18 protein-coding genes are annotated in these 21,111 nt (G+C 42.8%); 14 read left to right on the forward strand and 4 right to left on the reverse strand.

The window, feature by feature from the left end; genetic code table 11:
• The first annotated feature begins 51 nt into the window (after positions 1 to 51).
• Positions 52 to 786 carry an exonuclease domain-containing protein gene (locus ASG89_RS11270; protein ID WP_057310660.1) on the forward strand — a complete coding sequence of 245 codons (735 nt, stop codon included), beginning with the start codon at positions 52 to 54 and terminating at the stop codon, positions 784 to 786.
• Here ASG89_RS11270 and ASG89_RS11275 read toward each other — a convergent pair.
• Together ASG89_RS11275 and ASG89_RS11280 are read right to left on the reverse strand one after the other, a co-directional pair.
• Positions 780 to 1,208: a Mov34/MPN/PAD-1 family protein gene (locus ASG89_RS11275; protein ID WP_057310661.1), complete on the reverse strand. Its 429-nt coding sequence runs from the start codon at positions 1,206 to 1,208 to the stop codon at positions 780 to 782. The two genes, ASG89_RS11270 and ASG89_RS11275, sit on opposite strands and share 7 nt — an antisense overlap.
• A gap of 42 nt (positions 1,209 to 1,250) precedes the next feature.
• Positions 1,251 to 2,579 (reverse strand): MFS transporter, encoded by a 1,329-nt coding sequence (locus ASG89_RS11280; RefSeq protein ID WP_235549712.1) that lies wholly within the window; start codon positions 2,577 to 2,579, stop codon positions 1,251 to 1,253.
• 111 nt (positions 2,580 to 2,690) lie between these two features.
• Between ASG89_RS11280 and ASG89_RS11285 the strand changes: the two genes are divergently transcribed.
• Positions 2,691 to 3,227, forward strand: coding sequence for a TlpA family protein disulfide reductase (locus ASG89_RS11285; RefSeq protein ID WP_057310761.1), 537 nt, complete (start codon positions 2,691 to 2,693; stop codon positions 3,225 to 3,227).
• Positions 3,228 to 3,282: 55 nt separating this feature from the next.
• Here ASG89_RS11285 and cimA read toward each other — a convergent pair whose 3' ends face one another.
• On the reverse strand, positions 3,283 to 4,902 hold the full coding sequence (gene cimA, locus ASG89_RS11290; protein ID WP_057310662.1) for a citramalate synthase: 1,620 nt from the start codon (positions 4,900 to 4,902) through the stop codon (positions 3,283 to 3,285).
• Positions 4,903 to 5,140: 238 nt separating this feature from the next.
• On the opposite strand from cimA, the gene ASG89_RS11295 reads away from it, so the two are divergent.
• The 7 genes from ASG89_RS11295 (at position 5,141) to ASG89_RS11325 (ending at position 14,590) form a co-directional block, all read left to right on the forward strand.
• Entirely contained in the window at positions 5,141 to 6,442 is a 1,302-nt protein-coding gene (locus tag ASG89_RS11295) for a DNA polymerase IV (RefSeq protein WP_057310663.1), read from the forward strand.
• Positions 6,443 to 6,447: 5 nt separating this feature from the next.
• Entirely contained in the window at positions 6,448 to 6,951 is a 504-nt protein-coding gene (mobB, locus tag ASG89_RS11300) for a molybdopterin-guanine dinucleotide biosynthesis protein B (RefSeq protein WP_057310664.1), read from the forward strand.
• A gap of 67 nt (positions 6,952 to 7,018) precedes the next feature.
• Positions 7,019 to 7,252, forward strand: a complete 234-nt coding sequence (locus tag ASG89_RS11305; protein ID WP_057310665.1) for a ferredoxin — start codon at positions 7,019 to 7,021, stop codon at positions 7,250 to 7,252.
• A gap of 171 nt (positions 7,253 to 7,423) precedes the next feature.
• Positions 7,424 to 9,274 carry an adenylate/guanylate cyclase domain-containing protein gene (locus ASG89_RS11310; RefSeq protein WP_057310666.1) on the forward strand — a complete coding sequence of 617 codons (1,851 nt, stop codon included), beginning with the start codon at positions 7,424 to 7,426 and terminating at the stop codon, positions 9,272 to 9,274.
• 27 nt (positions 9,275 to 9,301) lie between these two features.
• Entirely contained in the window at positions 9,302 to 11,260 is a 1,959-nt protein-coding gene (locus ASG89_RS11315; RefSeq protein ID WP_235549713.1) for a FecR domain-containing protein, read from the forward strand.
• Between the two features lie 39 nt (positions 11,261 to 11,299).
• Positions 11,300 to 12,922 (forward strand): stalk domain-containing protein, encoded by a 1,623-nt coding sequence (locus ASG89_RS11320; protein WP_057310668.1) that lies wholly within the window; start codon positions 11,300 to 11,302, stop codon positions 12,920 to 12,922.
• 132 nt (positions 12,923 to 13,054) lie between these two features.
• Entirely contained in the window at positions 13,055 to 14,590 is a 1,536-nt protein-coding gene (locus ASG89_RS11325; RefSeq protein WP_057310669.1) for a L,D-transpeptidase family protein, read from the forward strand.
• A gap of 151 nt (positions 14,591 to 14,741) precedes the next feature.
• Here ASG89_RS11325 and ASG89_RS37610 read toward each other — a convergent pair whose 3' ends face one another.
• Positions 14,742 to 14,894, reverse strand: coding sequence for a hypothetical protein (locus ASG89_RS37610; protein WP_157276603.1), 153 nt, complete (start codon positions 14,892 to 14,894; stop codon positions 14,742 to 14,744).
• 346 nt (positions 14,895 to 15,240) lie between these two features.
• On the opposite strand from ASG89_RS37610, the gene ASG89_RS11330 reads away from it, so the two are divergent.
• The 5 genes from ASG89_RS11330 (at position 15,241) to ASG89_RS11350 (ending at position 20,981) form a co-directional block, all read left to right on the forward strand.
• Complete coding sequence (locus ASG89_RS11330) at positions 15,241 to 16,599, forward strand: ABC transporter substrate-binding protein (RefSeq protein WP_057310670.1); 1,359 nt, start codon at positions 15,241 to 15,243, stop codon at positions 16,597 to 16,599.
• 88 nt (positions 16,600 to 16,687) lie between these two features.
• Positions 16,688 to 17,593: a carbohydrate ABC transporter permease gene (locus ASG89_RS11335; RefSeq protein WP_057310671.1), complete on the forward strand. Its 906-nt coding sequence runs from the start codon at positions 16,688 to 16,690 to the stop codon at positions 17,591 to 17,593.
• Between the two features lie 41 nt (positions 17,594 to 17,634).
• Positions 17,635 to 18,474, forward strand: coding sequence for a carbohydrate ABC transporter permease (locus ASG89_RS11340; RefSeq protein WP_057310672.1), 840 nt, complete (start codon positions 17,635 to 17,637; stop codon positions 18,472 to 18,474).
• Positions 18,475 to 18,620: 146 nt separating this feature from the next.
• On the forward strand, positions 18,621 to 20,039 hold the full coding sequence (locus ASG89_RS11345) for a PTS transporter subunit EIIC (RefSeq protein ID WP_057310763.1): 1,419 nt from the start codon (positions 18,621 to 18,623) through the stop codon (positions 20,037 to 20,039).
• 108 nt (positions 20,040 to 20,147) lie between these two features.
• Positions 20,148 to 20,981, forward strand: coding sequence for a PRD domain-containing protein (locus ASG89_RS11350; RefSeq protein WP_057310673.1), 834 nt, complete (start codon positions 20,148 to 20,150; stop codon positions 20,979 to 20,981).
• Positions 20,982 to 21,111: the final 130 nt, after the last annotated feature.

A 21,111-nucleotide genomic window follows, 5' to 3' on the forward strand; every position in this document is an offset into this window, starting at 1 on the left:
TATATCGGAATCGGAATTCACGTTTCATTCGCGTAGGGAGAGGTGAGTCAGTTGAAGGATATGCGTCCCGCAGGTCGTATGTGGCACTTATATAAAATGGGTGGTTTGACCCCAGCTTTAACCTCGATGTTTGATGCACAGAGTGCACAGCAAATGGCCTTCATTAGGTCGATGCTGAAGGAGCAACGGAAAGACTCTTTGTTTGAAATTCCTTTGCACGCGATGGAAATCGTGGTGTTTGATCTTGAAACGACGGGTTTCTCTCCATATAATGGAGACGAAATTATCTCATTCGGTGCTGTCTCTGTTATTGGTGGTGAAGTGCAAATACAAGATACCTTCTATAGAATGGTGAACCCCAAGCGCAAGATTCCAGATGAGATCGTAGAGTTAACGGGTATTACGAATGAAATGGCTAGTGATGCACCTGACTTAATCGGTGTTTTAAGTGAATTTTTAGAATTTGTTCAGCAGAAAATTTTAGTGGCTCATGCCATTGGACATGATAAAAGTTTTTTGAACTCGGCCTTGTGGCGTACGTCAAAAGTTAGCTTATCCCATCGTGTCTTAGATATTATGATGATTGCGAAATGGCTCATGCCTAAACGCAAAAATCTTGGTTTAGACTCACTTCTACATGCCTATGATATCCCAGTAACTGTGAGACATCATGCGCTTGAGGATGCACTGATGACCGCGCAGTTATGGTCCAGATTTATGGAAGAAATAAGGGCAAGAGATGTAGACACACTAGGTGATTTATATGCTTTATTAAGCCATCATTGACCGATGACAAACGAAAGTTTGTGATATGCGGTAGTGGTGGTTTTTTTTAGGGAATAGACCTGGAGGTCAGGATTCTCTTCGTGTTGCAGGGAGAGGATCCAGTAGGTTGGAATAGTGTGCCAGAGCGTTAAGAGATCCTCGGCAGATGGAGTTGATGCGGCAGTAGGGTGTGAATGAAAAATCCCGACGATCGTTCGACGTTCATCTGTTAGGTAGGGAAGCATATCGATGGGGTTGATGGTGAATTGTTTAGTTGGATGTGCCGCTTGATTGTGCAGAGGGATAAAGGTGTGGATCTGGAGCTCGTCTGTCTGTGAGAAAGAGGCCTCTTGAATGAGAATGCCACATGCTTCATTAGGGAGCGAGCGCATACTGTGAGAGATCATTTGATCATATAATTTTCTAGTTAAATGAATGTTCACTTTGCTCACTCCCTCACATTACATGGATATGAGGTAAGTATATCATGTTTGTTCTTGTAGCTCCGCATTGGGTTTAATGCGGAAAAATACCAATACTAACATCGTAAGTGATAATGAGGCTACGGTAATAAAGAGAGTTTTATGGGAGATGCTCATGAGCCAGCCGAATAAGGGGGGGCCGAAGGCGACTCCTATAAATCTTAAGCTATTGTAAAGGGAAGTAATCATCCCGCGTTGCTCACGCTCTACCGATCCGGTAATGAGCGTGTTCAGGCATGGGAGTAAGAGTCCTGTCCCTATCCCGCTAAGTGATAATAAGCCAATGAAGATATATAGGTTCCCATTTAGGAATGTAGCCAAGGTGAGGGATACAACCATAATTATAAGTCCAATGTTCATGAGCCAGCGCATGAGTTTGCCGTTTTGTTTGATTTTTGCCCCTGTGGTATAAGAGGTGATGACGAGGCAAAGCAAAGGGATTGCCAGAATAAGGCCTTTGCGCACGCCTTCGATGCTATAGGGCTTCTCTTCCAAAATCTGTGAGAGGTAGAAAAGCACGCCGAATAATATGAATAAGGTGATCGACCCGGCTATGAAGGCGGGAATTAGCCAATGACCTTTGCTTTTAAGAATGGTTTTGATTTGCTTCAAATAGAGCTTAAGGGGTTGGGCTTCTTTCTCTTTGGCCGGTTCTTTGATCATGAAAATAACAGCGAGCAGAGCGAGTAAACAAAAAAGTGGAAAAGCAAAAAAAGGCGCAAACCAAATTATTAGCGCTAGAAGAGAGCCTAGAATAGGACTTACAACTTTGCCAATTCCGTTGGAGGCTTCGATGAGTCCTAGTGCTTTGCTGGCTTTGGGGCCCTTGTAAATATCGCCAACAAGCGCCATGGCAATAGGGGCTGTTCCCGCGGCTCCAAGGCCTTGTATGGCTCTAGAAGCTATTAGTATAGGGTAGGAGTTCCAGACAGCGCCAAGCCCTGCTAGGACCCCGGCAGCGCCGTACACGATAAGCGATGGGATGATAACAGATTTACGTGTGAAGCGATCAGACAAATAACCTGATATCGGAATGATGAGGCCGGCTGACAGTGAAAATAAGGTAATGATGAGTGAACTTTGGAAGCGTGAGATATTCATTTTATCTTGCAAATCTGGCAGAATCGGGACAAGCATAGAGTTGCCTAGGACAAGCACCAAAGGGATGGAGGCAAGTGCGAGGTATTGCCATATACCCCCATTTTTGCTCGTATCCTTATTTATTTTATGAGACGAGCCATCCTCTTCATGTTCGTAAATTCTCATTTTATTGAGCGGGGCTTTACCTCTCGCTTTCACGGCAGCTGGTTTCATTTCATTGGTTCCTTTCATCGCAAAGAGTAGGTATACTCTTCCCTATTAGGATGAAAACATACTTCCGGATTGCGATGTTGGAATTTTCGTTAATTTGGAGATAATATAGAGGGAGTGGGGGTTGATATTGTGAAGAAGAATCTCATCGTGATCGCTTTCGTCGTTCTATTGGCGGGCTTTGCGATTTATCAAAATGTAAGGAATGAAGATAAACAAACTCTCATGCCCAGCGAGCAAGCGGCAAAGGTGAATTTCTTAGCGCCTCCATTTACGTTACAAGGGTTGGATGGGAAGGAATATTCGGTTGGAGGTCCCCGTGATAAACCGATGTTTGTAAACTTCTGGGCATCCTGGTGTGGTCCTTGCGAGGAAGAAGCGCCTGATCTGGTGAATATGTATAAAAAATATGAGGGCAAATTTGATCTTTATGCGGTGAACGTGACGCCAGGGGATAAAATGGACAATATTAAAAAATTTGTGGATACCTATCAGTACCCGTTCCCTGTGCTGCTCGATAAACAAGGGACAAATGCGGATACCTATAACGTTATTGCGATCCCTACGAGCTTTCTTATTGATAAAAATGGCGTGATCAGAGAAATCATTCATGTGCTTTCCCCGAAGGAGCTCGACAAGAAGATGGCGAGTCTTCTGAAGGAAGACTAACTAAAAAAAGCTGCAAGAGCGTGGATAGCTCTCTTGCAGCTTTTTCGTATAAGGATCAGTGATTCACTAAACCTAATCGTTCTTGTTGCTCTTTGTTAGCTGGCTCCACGCGTTTCCTGCTGATGAGGGCATAGCGTAAGCTGTCAACAAGTGCATACCAGCTAGCTTCAATAATGTTACTAGATACACCGAGTGTGTTCCATGTGGTATTGAAATCAGTGGATTCCATAAGCACGCGAACTTTGCCTGCTGTTGCATCTTTCTCGTCAAGTACACGTACTTTATAATCCGAAAGATGAACGTTCTTAATGTCTGGATAGTATTGAATGAGCGCTTTCCGCAAGGCATTATCAAGTGCATTGACAGGACCGTTACCTTCAGCCGCGGTATAAATAGTTTCGCCATGTACTTTCACCTTGACGATCGCTTCGGAGACAACAGAATGATTCGCTGATTTCTCAACGAGCATCTTAAATGATTCTAAGGTGAAAATTTCTTCAAGGCCTTCAAAGGCTTCGCGCAATAAGAGTTCAAGAGTAGCGTCCGCACCTTCGAATTGATAGCCCTGGTGTTCCATGTCTTTTATTTTCTCGATAATCTCTTTGGTCTTCTGATGCTCTTTGTTGAAATCTAAGTTTAGTTCTTGTGCCTTGACCAAAACGTTACTTTGGCCGGCGAGTTCGGAAACGAGCACGCGTTGTTTATTTCCTACATACTCAGGTTTCGTATGCTCATACGTGCTGGCATCCTTAAGGATGGCGGATACGTGAATGCCCCCTTTGTGTGCGAAGGCCGCGTTACCCACATAAGGTTGGTTAACAGGCATATGCATGTTGGCGATCTCACTGATATATCTCGAAACCGATGTAAGTGACTTCAGTTGATCTGCAGAGATGACATCATAACCCAGTTTCAATTGCAAGTTAGGGATAATCGAGCTTAAGTTCGCATTTCCGCAACGCTCCCCGTAGCCGTTGATGGTCCCTTGAACTTGTCTAGCGCCGGCTTGTACAGCTGCTAAGGAGTTCGCTACACCTAATTCACAATCATTGTGAGCATGAATGCCCACTGGTGTGGAAATGTGCTGTGTAACTGTCGTTACAATGGCAGTGATCTCATTCGGTAAGGAGCCGCCATTCGTGTCACAAAGTGTAATCCAATCCGCGCCAGCGTCTTGTGCTTTTTTGATTGTTTGAAGCGCATAGTCAGGATTATTCTTGTAGCCGTCAAAGAAATGCTCGGCATCATAAATAACTTCCATTCCGCTGCTTTTCAAAAAGAGAACGGAGTCATAAATCATGTTTAAGTTTTCTTCAAGTGTTGTTTGAATAGCTGTCGTTACATGAAAGTCCCATGACTTACCGAAAATCGTGGCAACTTGCGCACCGGATTCAACGAGTCTATTTAGGTTAATGTCATCAGCGGCAAGCGAATCTTTCCGTCTTGTGCTACCAAAAGCGGTAATCTTGGCATTCGTAAAAGTCATGGTGCGTGCTCGCTCAAAGAATTCAATATCTTTGCTGTTGCTGCCCGGCCATCCGCCTTCAATATAATGAACCCCGAGCTCATCTAGCTTACGGGCAATTTTGATTTTATCCTCAACGGATAGGGAGATACCTTCTCCTTGGGTTCCGTCTCGTAGGGTGGTGTCGAAGATTTTGACTGATGTTGGCATGGGTTCCTCCTTCAAAAGCTAGCAAAGTGACTTTGGTGCATTGGAAATGTGAGTAGTTTCGCTTGCTTTAAAGCGCTAATGTATAATTTACGATTATAACATAAATGTACAGGTAAAGACATCATAACGTAAAACCGCGTCACCTTGAATGATTATTTTTTTGACATCTTAATTGGGTTATGTTTCACTCGAATAGACGGCTCTGAAATCTGATTCAATATACTGGGAGGTAATGAGTATGGTGTCGGTAGAGCATCATTATCCCAAGCAAGGCAGAGTCATTTTACATATTGATATGAATGCATTCTATTGTTCGGTTCATGAAGCCGTAGAGCCTGACCTCTATAAGGGGAAGCCGCTTGCTGTTGCTGGGAGTGTGGAGCTACGTAAGGGGATAGTTGTTACTTCATCATATGCAGCTCGCAAGCTAGGGATCAAGACAGGCATGCAAGTTAGGCAAGCGTTGAAAATATGTCCAGATCTGATTTTAATCAAACCAGACTTTGATCTCTATCGAAATTTCTCGAGGCGGTTTATGCAGATAGTCTATGGGTATTCACCGATGGTAGAATCTATGTCTATTGATGAATGTTTTGTAGATATCACAGGTTCCAAACAGTTTGGTACGCCACTTGATATCGCAAATAGTATTCAAAGAAAAATAATGCAAGAGTTGAATTTACCATGCTCCATTGGTGTCGCGCCGAATAAGCTGCTAGCTAAAATGGGATCTGATATGAAGAAGCCAAATGGGATTACGGTACTGCGGCTTCGAGATGTGCCGACTGTTTTCTGGGATAAGCCGTGTCAATATTTATATGGAATTGGGAAAAAAACAGCGGAAAAGCTTACGAAGCTTGGTATCCTGACTTTAGGGCAGTTGGCTGTTGCGGATGACACGTTGTTAAGTAAGCACTTCGGAGTCATGGGTCCTCACTTAAAGCGCGCAGCCAATGGAATTGATTCCTCGGTTGTGAATCCAGAGCAAGAGCAGAGCAAGTCCATTGGGCACACGACGACATTACCTCGTGATTATACGGATCGCAACGAAGTTCATCGTGTCCTGCTAAATTTGGCGGATCAAGTAGCGAGGAGGCTACGTAAGCAGGAGCTCATGACTTCGACAATTCAGATTACGATTCGTAATCCTGAGATGAGGACGATTACGAGATCACTTACTTTGCAGGCTCCGACTGAACATATGGATGATATTTATCGCACCGCCTGTCAGCTATATGATCATCAATGGGAAGATGGTAATCCCGTAAGGTTACTTGGAATCACATTACAGAATTTGATCGCTAAGGAAGAATCCTACGTACAGCTTGATTTATTCGATTACGAGAAACAGCCGCGGAGGGAAAACCTGAATCGAGTAATGGATAAACTGCGTGATAAATTCGGTGAAGGTGCGATTCTTACAGCAGGGATGATGAGTGACGACCCCTCTTCCTTAATTCGAAATCACAAAGTAAGAGGGACGTCCTTGCAAATGGATCATTTGCGAAATAATCCTCTTCATAAAGATAAAGGAGAGTGAAGAACATGGCTCATTATTTGGGCTTCGCGGGATTTTCCAACAGCGGGAAAACAACATTGGTTGCTAAGCTCGTCATAGAAATGAAACTTCGCGGCCATCGGATTGCGGTAATGAAACATGATGCCCATGGACACTATAAAGAAGCACAAGGAGCCGACTCCACTGTATTTGTTGAGACAGGTGCCGACGTCGTGGTTACACTTTCTCCGAATGCGATACACGTCTATGAGAAGAAGGAAACAACGTGTCTGGAAGAGCAGTTAGTAGCATATGACCATCTTGATTATATTTTTATTGAGGGGTTCAAGAAGGAAAAGCATCCAAAGATTGGGGTTTATCGTACAATAGAGCAAAAGGGATTACTTGAAGGAAGGGCGCCGGGCTTAATTGCAGTTGCGACAGATCTAACAGATCTAGAAGATACTTTCGCGCTTCCGCAGTTTAATTTGAATGATATCGGTGGAATTGCAGACTTTATTGAGCAGTATTTCATGAATTGTCAATTTTAAGGTTTGAACTTTGTCCGTATTTATATTATATTTTACAATGAGGATAATTAGAGGAGGAGTAGAACACATGGCTAAGTATACATTTGTTGATAAAGATACGTGCATCGCTTGCGGCGCTTGCGGAGCTACAGCTCCAGATATCTATGATTACGATGATGAAGGTTTGGCAGAAACAATTTTTGATGGTGATGGGAACAAAGGTGTTACTGAAATTCCTGAAGATCTATTTGATGATCTGCAAGATGCTCAAGATGGTTGCCCAACTGACTCCATTAAAGTTGCGGATTCACCTTTTAACTAATCATAATTTCAAAATTCATTTTGTGGGAAAACTGCGAAATGTCGAAAGAGCTCGTTTCCTGAGGGGGAACGGGCTCTTTTTTTTTGATGAAAAACGTGAAATTTGTAACAATTTATTGCCAATTCACAGCTAGCATCTTACAATGAAACTAGTAAACTCGGGGAGGATTATATGGGTAAGAAGAAATGGATTAAGACTTTAGTAGTAGGACTCATTTTAATGGTATTTTCGACATATTTCTACACAGTGAACTCTAGTGGTTTATTTTACTTTGTCGAGGGTCCTCTCCAGGATATTTTGCGCAGCGCCAAATCGGTAGAGGAGCGTCAACCGGACGATCGGATCAAGATTGTTAAAATTGATGAAAAGTCACTTTCTGCCATCGGGAAATTTCCGTGGGATCGAAGTACATATGCACAAGTCATTGAAAAGTTAGAGCAATCAGGTGCGGCGGCTATTGGGATCGACGTTGTGCTTGCAGAGCCATCGAAGAACCCTGCAGACGATAAAGCATTAGCTGATGTGCTAGCGAAGTACTCCAATATTATTTTGCCTGTACAGATTAACTATCCTTCCAAACAACAGTCAGCAGGCGAACTAGTTCCTGAGAGAATTGATTATCCCTCCGAAACCCTAACGACCAAAAGAGAACAAATGGCTCATATCAATGTATTTGTTGATAAGGATGGCAAAGCACGCAAGCTTCCTGTCGGTTTGCCTGATGAGAAAGGTGCATACATACCCGCATTCAGTGTCGCTCTTGCGAATTTAGTTTTGGATGACAATGAAAAGGTAACACGTGATTCGGCAACTGGTGAATGGAAACGCGGGAATGAAGTCTTACCGACAAATGATAGAAATCAAGTGACGACTGAGTTCTTCACGCAGCCAAGACAAAAGATTGACGCAACGACTGGTTATGAGTTGCTTTCCTTCGTTGATGTACTTAATAGTACAAAAGCACTGCCCCTAAAAGGCAGCATAGTGCTTGTGGGTCCATTTGTTACAGCCATGCAGGATGAATACCCAACACCGATCTCCTCGGTTAAGATGTTCGGGATAGAAATCCATGCCAATATGATTCAAACATTATTGGAGAGTGTGTTCTTTAAGGATGCTTCGAAATCCGCTGGAATCGCGATTATTTTACTAATTTCATTGCTGGCCATATTTTTATTTGAAAAGTTCAATGGGAAGACTGCATTATTCATATTCCTGGGCATCTTCGTGCTATATGGCCTTGTATGGTTAGGATTCTATACGGTTGGTTCTATGTTCTTACCGCTGGTGTATCCACAATTTGCACTAGTAACGATCTATGTTTGGTCATTAGTTAGTCATTATTTAGAAGAACGCAAAGAACGGAATCGGGTTACTGGGATTTTCGGTCGATTCGTTTCCAAAACAGTTGTGGATGAGCTGCTGCAGTCAGGTGAAGATGTGAAGCTCGGCGGAAGCCGTAAAGACATTTCATTAATATTTGTTGATATTCGAGGGTTTACACCGATGTCGGAACGACTGGAGCCAGAGCAGGTTATTCAGGTGTTAAATGAATATCTAGATGTCTGTACCAAAGCAATCTTTAAGTTCAATGGTACGTTAGATAAATTCATTGGTGATGGCGTTATGGCGATGTTTGGCGCACCGATTGAATATGATAATCACCCTGAAATGGCTGTTAGAGCTGCGATCGAGATGAAGTCTCAAGCAGATATTCTCGAGCAGAAGTTGATTAAGAATTATGGTATCGGTGTGAAATTCGGTTTGGGTATTAATAGTGGTCCTGCGGTTGTTGGTAACATCGGATCTGAAGATCTGAGGTTGGATTATACAGCCATTGGAGATACAGTTAACTTATCAGCACGACTAGAATCTAATGCTAAACCAGGCCAAATTTTGATTAGTGAACAGACGTATGAGCGAGTCAAAGGTTTATTCGAGATTGAATCTATAGGTGAAATTAAAGTAAAAGGGAAAGAAAAACCGGTTGCTGTTTTTGAAGTTATCGGGCACTTGAAATAAAATTGCTGGGAGGCGTGCGGAGTGGGAATGACAAAGAAATCATTTGTATCAATGTTTTTAAGTTTTAGCTTAGTGTTTAGTTTAGTTTCTGTGCTGTTGGTAAAACCTGTGGATGCGAAAACGGTCCGGGTTGCCATTATTTCAGCTTTGTCTGGAGACGTCACGATTAAGAAAGGCGGCGGCTCTAAAACATACGATGCTTATGAGAGCATGAGCTTAAACCAAGGTGATACCGTTTATACAGGAGACAGCTCCTCGGTAACGCTGAATTTAGCAAGCGGTGACGCTGATGTCACATTAGGTGACAATGCAGAGCTTAATGTATCAGACCTTAACTCAGCGAATGGAAATAAGAAATCAAAGCTGAAAGTTTGGGCAGGTTCCATGTGGGTTAAAGTTAAATCATTGGCCGGTGCAGATGATGAATTTGAGATTGAGACGCCAACTGCAGTAATGGGTGTACGCGGAACGCAATTCTTCGTTTCCGTTGATCCGGTTAGTGGTAAGACCAAAATGGTTGTTGGCTCAGGAAGGGTTTCCGCATCGACGGTTAAGTCCAATTCAGATGAGACGCAAACCACAACGATTACATACTTAAATCCGACGCAAGAGATTTCGTTAGATAATCGCGAAGAAACGTCGGATTTGGATTTGAAAGTAGAATTCTTTGATCTAGAAGACTTTATCAAACAAGCTTCTCCAGAAATTATTGCAGAGTTGCTGTTGAACAAAGCAGAGATTGATCAAGAAAACGAAGAGTTTATTTCTAAGAAGAAAAAAGAAATTGAAGAGGGCCTTCAAGGTGATCCATCTACCCTGAGCATTAAAAATCTATCAGATTTGGATAAAGTGAAACAAAACTTAGAGAATTTGATAGGTAATATTGCTAAAGAAGCATTGGCTGAGAAAAAAATAGATCAAAAGGCATTGGATAAAATTATTGAAGAAACGAATAAAAAGATAACGCAAGAGGATAAGAAACTTGATTTATCTAAAGTTAAGCCGCTAGATAAAACGGCTGGTGTAGATCCTGAATTAGAGAAGAAGAAGCAAGAAGAGCTGAAAAAGCTAGAAGAAGCAAAGTTGAAAATGAAGCTGGAAAAAGATAAAAAAGCTGAGGAAGCTAAGATTAAGCTAGCTGATGCATTGAAGAAGCTAGAAGAAGAAAAGAAAAAGATTCAGGAAGAGAAGAAAGCTGCTGAAGCGAAGGCGAAAGCTGAGGCTGAAGCGAAGTTGATGGCTACTTATTCAGAGCTTGAGAAGAAAGCATTCGAAGCGGCGCAGACGGCAGTGAATAATGGGAATGGTAACACTCCTAATACCAACCCAGGCGCTAGCCAAGGAACAGACCCAGGAACAGATCCAGGAACAGATCCAGGAACAGATCCAGGAACAGACCCAGGAACAGACCCGGGAACAGACCCAGGAACAGACCCGGGAACTGACCCAGGTACGACGCCAGAGCCCTCTGTTAGTTTGACTACGGAGGCATTTTATCCAGATAGTATGAGTGGTCATGAAGAAAAGACGGAAGGTCCGAATTTTAACCCATTTTATTATCTAAACATCCAATTATCTAACTTTACTGATATTTATGCTGCAGAGGTTCATTTGCTTTACGGTGAGGATACATTCGTAGTGTCGCAAGAGTTACCACTCATTGATCAACTTGAAAATAGGAATATTTTCCACACAGCAGCACAGGCAGGAACGAGTGCGGACTATATCAAGGAATATAGCTCGTTGTATGAAAGTGGAGGGAGTAATGAGCTTGTTTATGCTGTAACCAAATTCGGGAATGCAACTAATGTTGAAGTTAACGGAACAACAACGTTAGTTAGTATACCGATGGTAACCGTCGGAGTTGACCAGATCCGAGTTGGTAAGATCGTGGTTGTTCGGAAGAATGGTGACACTGTACAGAAGATTAATATTCCATTAACAAATATTAAACCTGCTAATGTGAGTAATCTACCACCTCTTTAATTAATTTGTAATTCTATTATCACTGCAAAAGGAGATCCTATGAAACCATTACAACAAATATTTGTTTCAAGTATAATAGCTGCTACCTTGCTTGGAGGCTCATCGGCTTCGGCGGCTGGGTTAAGTGCTGATGCGTTGAAATCTAGCGATGGTCAAATTCTATCGGACATATCGACACTGGCGGGAATCGGCGATTTTGATGATCGTGAAGGGGAAGCATTACAGGCGGCATTTCGTGCCCCGAGCAGTGTACTACAGCTTGCTGATGGCAGCCTGCTCATTGCGGATACACGGAACCATGTCATTCGTAAAGTGAAGGATGGACAAGTCAGCACGTTTGCTGGTCCTGAGTTAGCCATTTTGAAGAATAGTCAAGGTTTCCCGACGGGGGGACTCCTTGATGGGAAAGCAAATGAATCATTCTTTAATGAACCGACAGGTCTTGCTGTAGATGCCAACGGTAACGTTTATGTCGCTGATGCAGGTAATCATGCAATTCGCAAAATAGACGTAAATGGGAATGTCTCCACAGTTGCAGGAAATGGTGTGCCTGGAAATAAAGATGGTAAGGGATCCGAAGCGAGTTTCAATCACCCAGGTGATATTGCTGTTGGTGCTGACGGTACCTTGTATGTGGCGGACTCACTTAATCATGCGATTCGTAAAATCACTGCAGATGGTAATGTTACAACGCTCTCTGCGCCTGTTACACGTGTTATTCAAGTTCGTCCAGGTGAAGCTTCATTCGCAGGAGAATATCACGACGGAAGCCTTTCTACAGCGACATTCAATGAGCCTTCTGGACTTGTAGTGGATGGCAAAGGGAATCTCTATGTTAGTGATACAGGGAATCAGCGTATCCGTTATATTGATTTGGCATCAGGAACGGTTTCGACTATCGCTGGATCTACACCGACAGTTGGTGCTTCGGCGATCTATGGGAAGAATGAGTTATATGCAGAAGGTGATTATGCGGATGGAGAAGCTTTGAAAGCGAAGTTTGACTTCCCGAAGGGTCTCACTGTAACCTCTGAGGGGGGGCTTCTCATCGCGGATAGCTTGAATCATTCAGTTCGGTACCTATTGAACGGCCAAGTTACTACACTTACAGGAACGCCTCAAACGGGGGAAACAGACGGTGTTGAGCAATCTGCTGCGTTCTATAATCCTTCGGATGTACTGGTAACATCACAAGGTAATCTGGTTGTAGCTGATGCATCTAATAACAAAATTCGCAAAATTACACCATATCAATTGCCTGAGACGGTTTCAAATGATGGGCAAGTGAAGGTAGTTAGCGGTAACAAACTTATTTCCTTCGATACTCAACCTGAAATTCAAGATGGGCGTACGATGGTGCCAGTTCGTGCAATCAGTGAGACGTTTGGGTATAAGGTGACTTATGTTGAACGGGATGGTAAATCAATTGTACAGCTCTCCAAAGGTGATTTGACGGTAGAGTTAACCATTGGTGAAACGGGGATCATTCGTAAGCAAGGAGTTCTGCCAGATTTGAAAGTGGATACAGATGTAGCGCCTTATGTGAAGCAAGATCGTACGTATGTGCCTGTTCGCTTCTTCGCTGAACAGATTGGATTGGATGTGCAGTGGGATGCTTCGTACCAAACAGCAGTTTTACGTGTGAAATCGTATTCGAAATAAGCATGAGATCAAGAAAGGCTTGGCAGAGTAAACTACTCTGACCAAGCCTTTTTTTCATTCGGACTTCAGCTTTGTGCCTCGATTGCCGATAAAAACGGAGAATACTGGAAAGCGGACTGGGGGCATGAAAGCTTGAAGCCGAATAATCGAAACGATCAATTGACGAAATTCTTCCAACATAATCCGATTGAAGATCCATTATATCTCAAAAAATATGTCAAAGTGCATCCAGATCATAAAATGGCGTGGTATTTGCTAGGTAGAGAATATACGGCTCAGGGAAAAACAGGTAAGGCGGCATACTGTTTTGCACAGGCTGGGGAAATATATGAAGCGTTTGAGCAACAGAAAATAGTATTGGATGAGCCGCTACCTTCTAACCTAACGGCATCAATCCTTAGCAAAGAAGCGGCAAAAGGGGAACGTAGAGTTCAGGCCAGTGGCAAGCGGAAATGGCTGCTATATCTTGTGATTTTCGTTTTACTGGCATTACCCTCGGGCATGGATCTAGCTAAATCGGATGGTAGTGAGCATGTGCTCATGTCGACTGAAGAACCTGTGATGGGAAACGAGGTTGCAGCACGAACGGATATTCAGGTGAATAATCCGGGATTGAAGTTATACTTCTCTGATGGGGATTGGGGTACTAAACTGCAACAGATTTTACAACCCCCTGTTAGAGGAATGGGAGAGTCTGTGATCATGGATGCACCTCCAAGCAAAGATGGCAAATGGAAAGAATGGCATCGCTCTGTTAGTCCTTTGCTTAGTGTGGAACATTCAGCGACGGGTGGAAATCAAGCTGTGTTAACGTATTATCAGGAACAAATTTGCTCCTGTCAGGTGGTAGATAGCTCTAAGCTAGTGCCCGTCATTCACGCTTGGATGCATGATCGTGAGGAAGCTATTATTGTGCAAAGTGCGATTCAGGCCTATCAAAAAAAGACGGGAGTTTTGCCGGATAAGCCACAACAATTGACGAAGCCGTATCCAGATAATCTGTTGCCAGGACTTACGCCGCAAATGAAGGAGTCTTTTCCTATGGCCTTACAAAAGGTCGCTGAGCTCTCGAGTGGGAAAGCAGCTCAGGTGCCGAATCTAACGGGTGGAAGTGCTGGAGGACAACCTCCGCAATCGAGTGAAGAAAAGGTGCTGGTGGCGAGCAGTTCACAGCCTGTCGCCTCGTCAGACCCGTTGATAGAGCCGCTAAGGATAATAATTGATACCGAACAGCATCAGCTGGCTGTAGTGAGCGGGAATTTCATCCTTAGGCGTTATCCAGTAGGGCTTGGTGGAATAAAAACGCCAGTAGGAGAATTTATAATCAGTGAAAAAGTGCGCAACCCGAATGGCAGATCGAATGGCGAATTCGGCAGCCGCGGCATGACGTTGTCCAATTCTCTATTTGCGATACATGGGACGAATAAACCAACAAGTATAGGTAAGGATGAGTCTCATGGGTGTGTTCGTATGCTGCAGCAGGATGTAGAAGAATTGTATAACATGGTTCCTGGGCAAACGAAAGTGACGATTGGGAAGGGAGGGTTACCTCTTTCTGAAGCTGGTGAAGGAATAGGCGCTGGTGCTGGAATTCCTCAGCAAACGATTAGTTTGCCTTTGGAGACGAAGGATAATAATCCGGGTAAGGTGTATAAATGGCTGGATTGAAAAAAGGAGGAGCAAGTTTGACTATGCTCCTCCTTTTTGGGGTTAATACGCAATTATATGAAGTATGTAGGTATCGTAAGTTTTCTTCTTGACAATCATTACGAAAGCGATTACAATTCAAAATGTGAAGTTTTTAATCATTCTAACGAATTCATTTGTTCAAAATGAGCAGTAAAGTCATTATTATTATGACGACTAAGAAAATCGATCCTGTCCAGTAAATCGCTTTCAAATTAACTTCGTTTTTCTGTCTGCGAGATGCGGTTACTGGTTTGCGTTTGGCCATAAGAATCACCTTTTCCATTAGGATTAAACGAGATGATTCTATCATATCATAAGAATGCGCATACAACGATACGAAAAATGAGCGTTTCGAAAAAGAGTATTGACGCTCATGTCATTTTATTGTAAGATTTAATCACACGGAACACCTCAAACAGTTGAATATGTCAGTTTTAATAACATGTTACCGTAAGGGCATTAGTTATTAGAAGAAATGCAAGAATTCTTCTATAACTATGCCCTTTTTATTTTGCCAATTGCCAATCATGAAAGGGGTTGATCGCGCGAAACTAATCGAAGTTTAACTATCGGGTACACGATTTACCAATAAATAAGTAGATGAATTAAAAAAGGGAGAAGATGATCACATGAACATGAAAAAATGGTCAACAATTGGTTTGGCAACATCAATGGCACTCGTAGCTGCAGGTTGCGGTAAATCCACGCCAGCAGAAACTACTAAACCAGCAGCATCTGTAGCTCCAACAACGGCGGCAGCTACTGCAGCTCCAACTACAGCAGCTTCAACTAAACTTACTGGTGATTTTGAAATCCAATACTTTGTTGGCGGTTACGGCGACAAATGGTGGAAGAAAGTTATTGCTGATTTCCAAGCGAAAAACCCTGACTTGAAAATTAAAGAAAGTGCGGGACCAAAAATCAACGAGCAAATGAAACCCCGTTGGATCGCTGGTAACCCACCTGATTTCGTATACATCGATGGACCTGAGTTGTTCGACCGTCAAATGGTTACAGACGGCCAATTAGAAGATTTGACGGACTGGATTAAAGACGCTAAAAACGTTGATGGCGAGAAAATCATTGATTTGCTTGCTCAAAAGCCACAACTATTTGACGGTAAAACGTACAATATTCCTTTCGTAATGAGCTCATGGGGTATCTTCTACGATAAAGCCTTGTTCAAAGACAAAGGATGGGCTGAACCAAAAGACTTCGAAGAATTCTTGGCTGTGAGTGAGAAAATCAAAGGCGCTGGCATTAATCCATTCATCCATACTGGTAAATATCCGTACTACATCAACGGCGGCGTATTGCTTCCAGCGATCGTGTCCGCGAACAACAATGATTACAAATTGCTGCAAGATATGTCCACCAACAATCTTGAAGCTTGGAAAAACCCTGCAATCCTCAAAGGATTAAACAAAATCGTTCAAATGCGTGATAAAGGCTACATCGACAAAGCATCCGTACAAATTAACCACACGGATTCCCAATCCTTGTTCCTACAACACAAAGACGCATTCATCCCGAACGGTCTATGGCTACCAAACGAAATGGCGAAGGACGTTCCAGGCGGCTTTGACTTCGGTTTCATTCCATCCATTACGCAAGATAAAGGCGGGAAAGTTGTAGCTAACACGTCCACAGCTACTTTCGGAATTGCGAAAAAGGCGAAAAACAAAGATGCTGCAAAAGCATTTATGCAATTCGTATTCTCCAAAACACAAGCTTCCCAATGGGCTGAGCTAAGTGGTGCTCCTTCCAACGTAAAAGGTGACATTTCATCTTCCAAAGCTCCTAACTTCGTTAAGGACGCTGCGAAATTTTTGTCTTCGCCTGACACTGTAGTCGTGCCAACTGTTTCCTTCGCTGCTGACGTAGATAAAGCTATGCAAGATGCGACAGTTGCCTTGACAATCGGAACAATTACACCTGAACAATGGGTTACACGTGTATCCGATGTTGTTGCGAAACAAAAGAAATAGGAACTGAATGAAGCAGTGCGGAGAACAACAAAGGCATCGCTGCCTAAGGCGTTCTCCGCCATTTTAATGATAGGACGGTGACGATAGAATGAAGACCAACGCGAAAAAGCTGAAACGGAATTTATTCATCGCTTCATTCATCATTCCGACTTTTCTATTCTTCTGCGTATTTACGATATATCCCGTTATACAGGCGTTACAGAAGTCTTTCTATGATTGGTCAGGAATGTCTGAAAATAGCGAGTTTATTGGTTTTGATAACTTCGTTGAGCTTTTCAAAGATCCGATTGTACTTAGAGCCATTGGAAATGACTATTTCCTAGTTGTTGGTAAAGTGATTGGGATTATGATTTTGGCGACTTTCTTCGCCGTAGCGTTAACAAGATTTAACTTGAAGGGTTCTGGTTTCTTCCGAGCTATCTTCTTTATCCCGAATGTCATTTCAGTCGTTGTAATCGGCGTACTTTGGAATTTCATCTACAATCCGCAAATCGGTTTCTTGAATGCTTTCTTGTCTCTCTTTACTGAGAAAAAAGTTGATATTACTTGGCTAGGATTTCCTCAGCACACGATCTGGATGCTTTTACCCCCTACCATTTGGGCAGGTATCGGCTTCTACATGATCCTAATGATTGCTGCAATCGTGAATATTCCTGCTTCTTACTATGAGGCAGCTAATATAGACGGAGCTGGTCAATGGTCGCAATTCCGCCATATCACCATGCCGCTCATCTGGGAGCAGATTAAGGTTTCCATCGTTAACATCGTTATTACAACTCTCAACGGATCCTTCGTTATTGTTCAGCTCATGACCAATGGCGGACAGCCCGATAATACGACGCAAGTTATGGGTTCTTATCTGTATCGGATGGCTTTTCAACAGTATCATTTCGGTTATGGAGCAGCCATTGGAGTCATGATTCTGATCGTGTCACTTATCACAACACTGATCTTGCAACGTATCATGCGCCAAGAAACCATCGAAATGCACTAAAGTCATCATAGACAAAGATACTGAGGGAGGGAAACCATCGTATGGCTATCAAAAATCCATTAGCAAAAATGTTAGTTTGGATCATTCTGATCATATGGAGTGTAGCCGTGCTTTATCCACTTGTGTGGACATTGCTCGATGCGCTCAAAAATAATGAACAATTTTTCTTAAATGCCCCATGGGCATTGCCTAAATTCCCGTTACTCTGGTCCAATTTTTCTTATGTATGGAGTAAATATAACTTCAGTACATACTTCCTGAACTCCATTGTGGTGACGGTTGGAAGTACGCTACTGGGTATGATCCTTGCAGCGATGACGGCTTATATTTTGGCGAGATACGATTTTAAAGGGAACAAATTTCTTCTAACGATCTACATCTCTTCCATGATGATTCCGTTCGCACTTGCTTTGATTCCGTTGTTCTTCTTGTTGAATGATTTACACCTTATCAATACTTGGCTGGGGCTAATTCTAGTCTACGCGGCGCTTAACTTACCTTTCGGCATCTTCTTGCTTGTTGGATTCTACAAATCGCTGCCGAAAGAAATTGAAGAAGCTGCGATTATTGACGGAACTTCTCACTATGGTACGTTCTTCCGAGTTATGTTACCATTGTCACAGCCAGGTCTGATTACGGTTATGATTACGAACATGTTGAATAACTGGAATGAATACTTCCTAGGGGTAGTTCTAACGAACGAGCCGACGAAATACACACTTCCAATTGGTTTGGCAGTTATGCAAGCTGAGATGCAATATCGTGTTGAATGGGGTCCATTGTTCGCAGGATTGCTGATCACAACATTACCGACTTTGATCGTATATATGATATATCAACGCCAGATTGCAAGTGGGATTACGGCTGGAGCTGTGAAATAACTGCATAGGGCAATGCATAGAAAAAACACCTTAACCTAGAGGAATTTATCCTTTCGGGAGGGTGTTCTTTCTACTATAATGGGGATAGGTAAAAGCAAACAAGGAACGGCCAAACTTGTGGGCTATAGGTGAATCAGATGAGTGTAATGTATGCATTTCAGAAGATGGGGAGATCACTAATGATCCCTATTGCGGTGCTGCCGGCAGCATCCATTCTTCTTCGAATTGGTAAAATGTCGTTTAATGATCCATTCCTTGTTCAAGTGGCTCAAATTTTTGAGTTGGGTGGAAGCGCAATTTTTGATAATTTGCCACTCATTTTCGCAATAGGAATTGCGATTGGATTAACTTCGGGTGAAGGCATTGCTGCTTTAGCTGCTGCCGTTGGATATCTGGTTTTTGATAACGTCCTTAAACATTTTCAAATGGTATCAGGCAGTTCAGAGCCACTGGATACAGGCGTGCTCGGTGGGATGATGGTGGGAATGCTCTCCGCTACATTCTTCAATCGATTTAGTCATATTCAATTACCGAAGTCGCTTGGATTCTTCGGTGGGAAACGGTTTGTTCCACTCGTGACATCCCTTGTTATGGTTTTCCTTGGTGTAATAGTTGGGCTCATCTGGCCTCCTGTACAGCGAGGAATTAATGAGATAGGATTATGGATTGTAGATAACGGAAACATAGGGGTTTTCATTTACGGCGTCATGAATCGCTTACTCATTCCTACAGGTCTGCATCATATCATTAATAATATCGCTTGGTTCCAAATAGGGGATTTCGTAACACCAGCAGGCAAAATGGTTCATGGGGATATTTCACGCTTCTTCGCTGGGGATCCCACAGCAGGGATGTTCATGACAGGATTCTATCCGGTCATCATGTTCGGACTGCCAGCAGCAGCCCTTGCTGTCGTGCGAAGCACGTCTTCATCTACGAGGAAGTTTGTAGCACCTGTGATGTTAACAGCAGCACTTACAAGCTTTCTAACAGGCATTACAGAGCCAATCGAATTTGCGTTTATGTTCGTAGCCCCTGGCCTTTATGTGATACACGCGGTTCTTACTGGCTTCTCCATGCTAATCATGAATATACTTCAAGTGAAAATGGGTTTTGGCTTCTCCGCAGGCTTTATTGATTTCGCGTTGAACTGGCACTTGGCGACGAATCCCTATTGGATATTGCTCATTGGAGCCGTATACTTCATTTTATATTTTATAACCTTTCGAGCTTATCTGCATGTCTTTCCGATGAAAGTTACAAGCAAGGATGACGCCGAGCAACATGTTCAGGTAGAAGCTGTAGAAGAGAAACCTGTTGTGGTAGATCGACCAACACGAATTCTCAACCATATCGGCGGAGCCTCTAATATAATATCCATCGATGCTTGTATTACACGACTGCGCCTACTCGTGAAAGAAGAGGTGCTTGTGAAAGATAACGAGCTTAAGGAATTAGGTGCCATAGGCGTTATCCGGCTAGGAAAAGGCAATGTTCACGTTGTTTTTGGGACAGAGTCGGAACAAATTCGTGAAAGCATTAAACCTTTGCTAGGTACAAAATGAGAAATAATCAGGACAAGCCTAAATATACCCCACAAAGTGACGTATGCCTTCGAAGTCTATTCCGATTACTTTGCGGGGACCCCGAAACTATAAATTGGGAGGTGTCTTATGATTGATCGGACGATCATACATGTTCTATCCCATAACGTGGTGATGGCGCATTTAAGCTCAGGGAAAAATTCCATTGCATTTGGTAAAGGAATTGGCTTCAAGAAAACACCAGGTATGATGATTGGCGAAGGTGAAATTACACAAGAGTTCCTTTTACATACATCAGAAGTACTGAAAAACTACGAACAAATCCTAAATGCCGTCGATGTGAAAATCATCGGGATCACCGAAGAGGTGATTGCCTACGCGCAAAGCATGCTAGAAGGCGATTTCTCTGAAACGATCCATGCATCCCTCGTAGATCATATTAACTTTGCGGTTGAGCGGCAAAAGCGCGGAATCTTCATTACGAATCCATTTGCCTATGAAATTGGATACATGTACCCTGAGGAATATAAGGTTGCTAAGAAAGCTGTTGAATTCTTGAATGAACATCTTGATGTGAAATTGCCTGAGGATGAGGTTGCTTTCTTGACTATGCATTTCAATAGTGCGCGCAAGAAAGAACAAGCATCGGATTCGCTTGCGGTTGTCAGAGTGGTCTCTCAAACGATTGAAGCTGCGAAGGAACTTGGCTTTAATTTTGATGATTCGTTCTCAACACTTCGTTTTATCTCCCATTTAAAAGGCGTAATTGAACGGGTTAAGTCAAAGAAAACGCTTCAAAACTCACTCCTTTCCAAAATTAAAGAAGAATACGGCGACACTTATGTGAAGGCAAAGGTTTTGTCGTTAATGTTAAGTGATTCCTTGCAATTAGAAGTGCCTGATGATGAGACGGGATATTTAACGATGCATTTGGAGCGCTTGCTGCAACGTACAGAAGTTTAAGTGAAATAAATAAGCTAGAGCATTCCCTTGCAACCTTTGTGGAGCAGGGATTTTTTGTGTGAATACGAGGTTTAAGATCTTAAGTGGATTGCATATTTCTACATAGTCAGCTAAACTGACTGTTAGAGTA

This window comes from Paenibacillus sp. Soil766 (assembly GCF_001428105.1).
Classification (GTDB): domain Bacteria; phylum Bacillota; class Bacilli; order Paenibacillales; family NBRC-103111; genus Paenibacillus_E.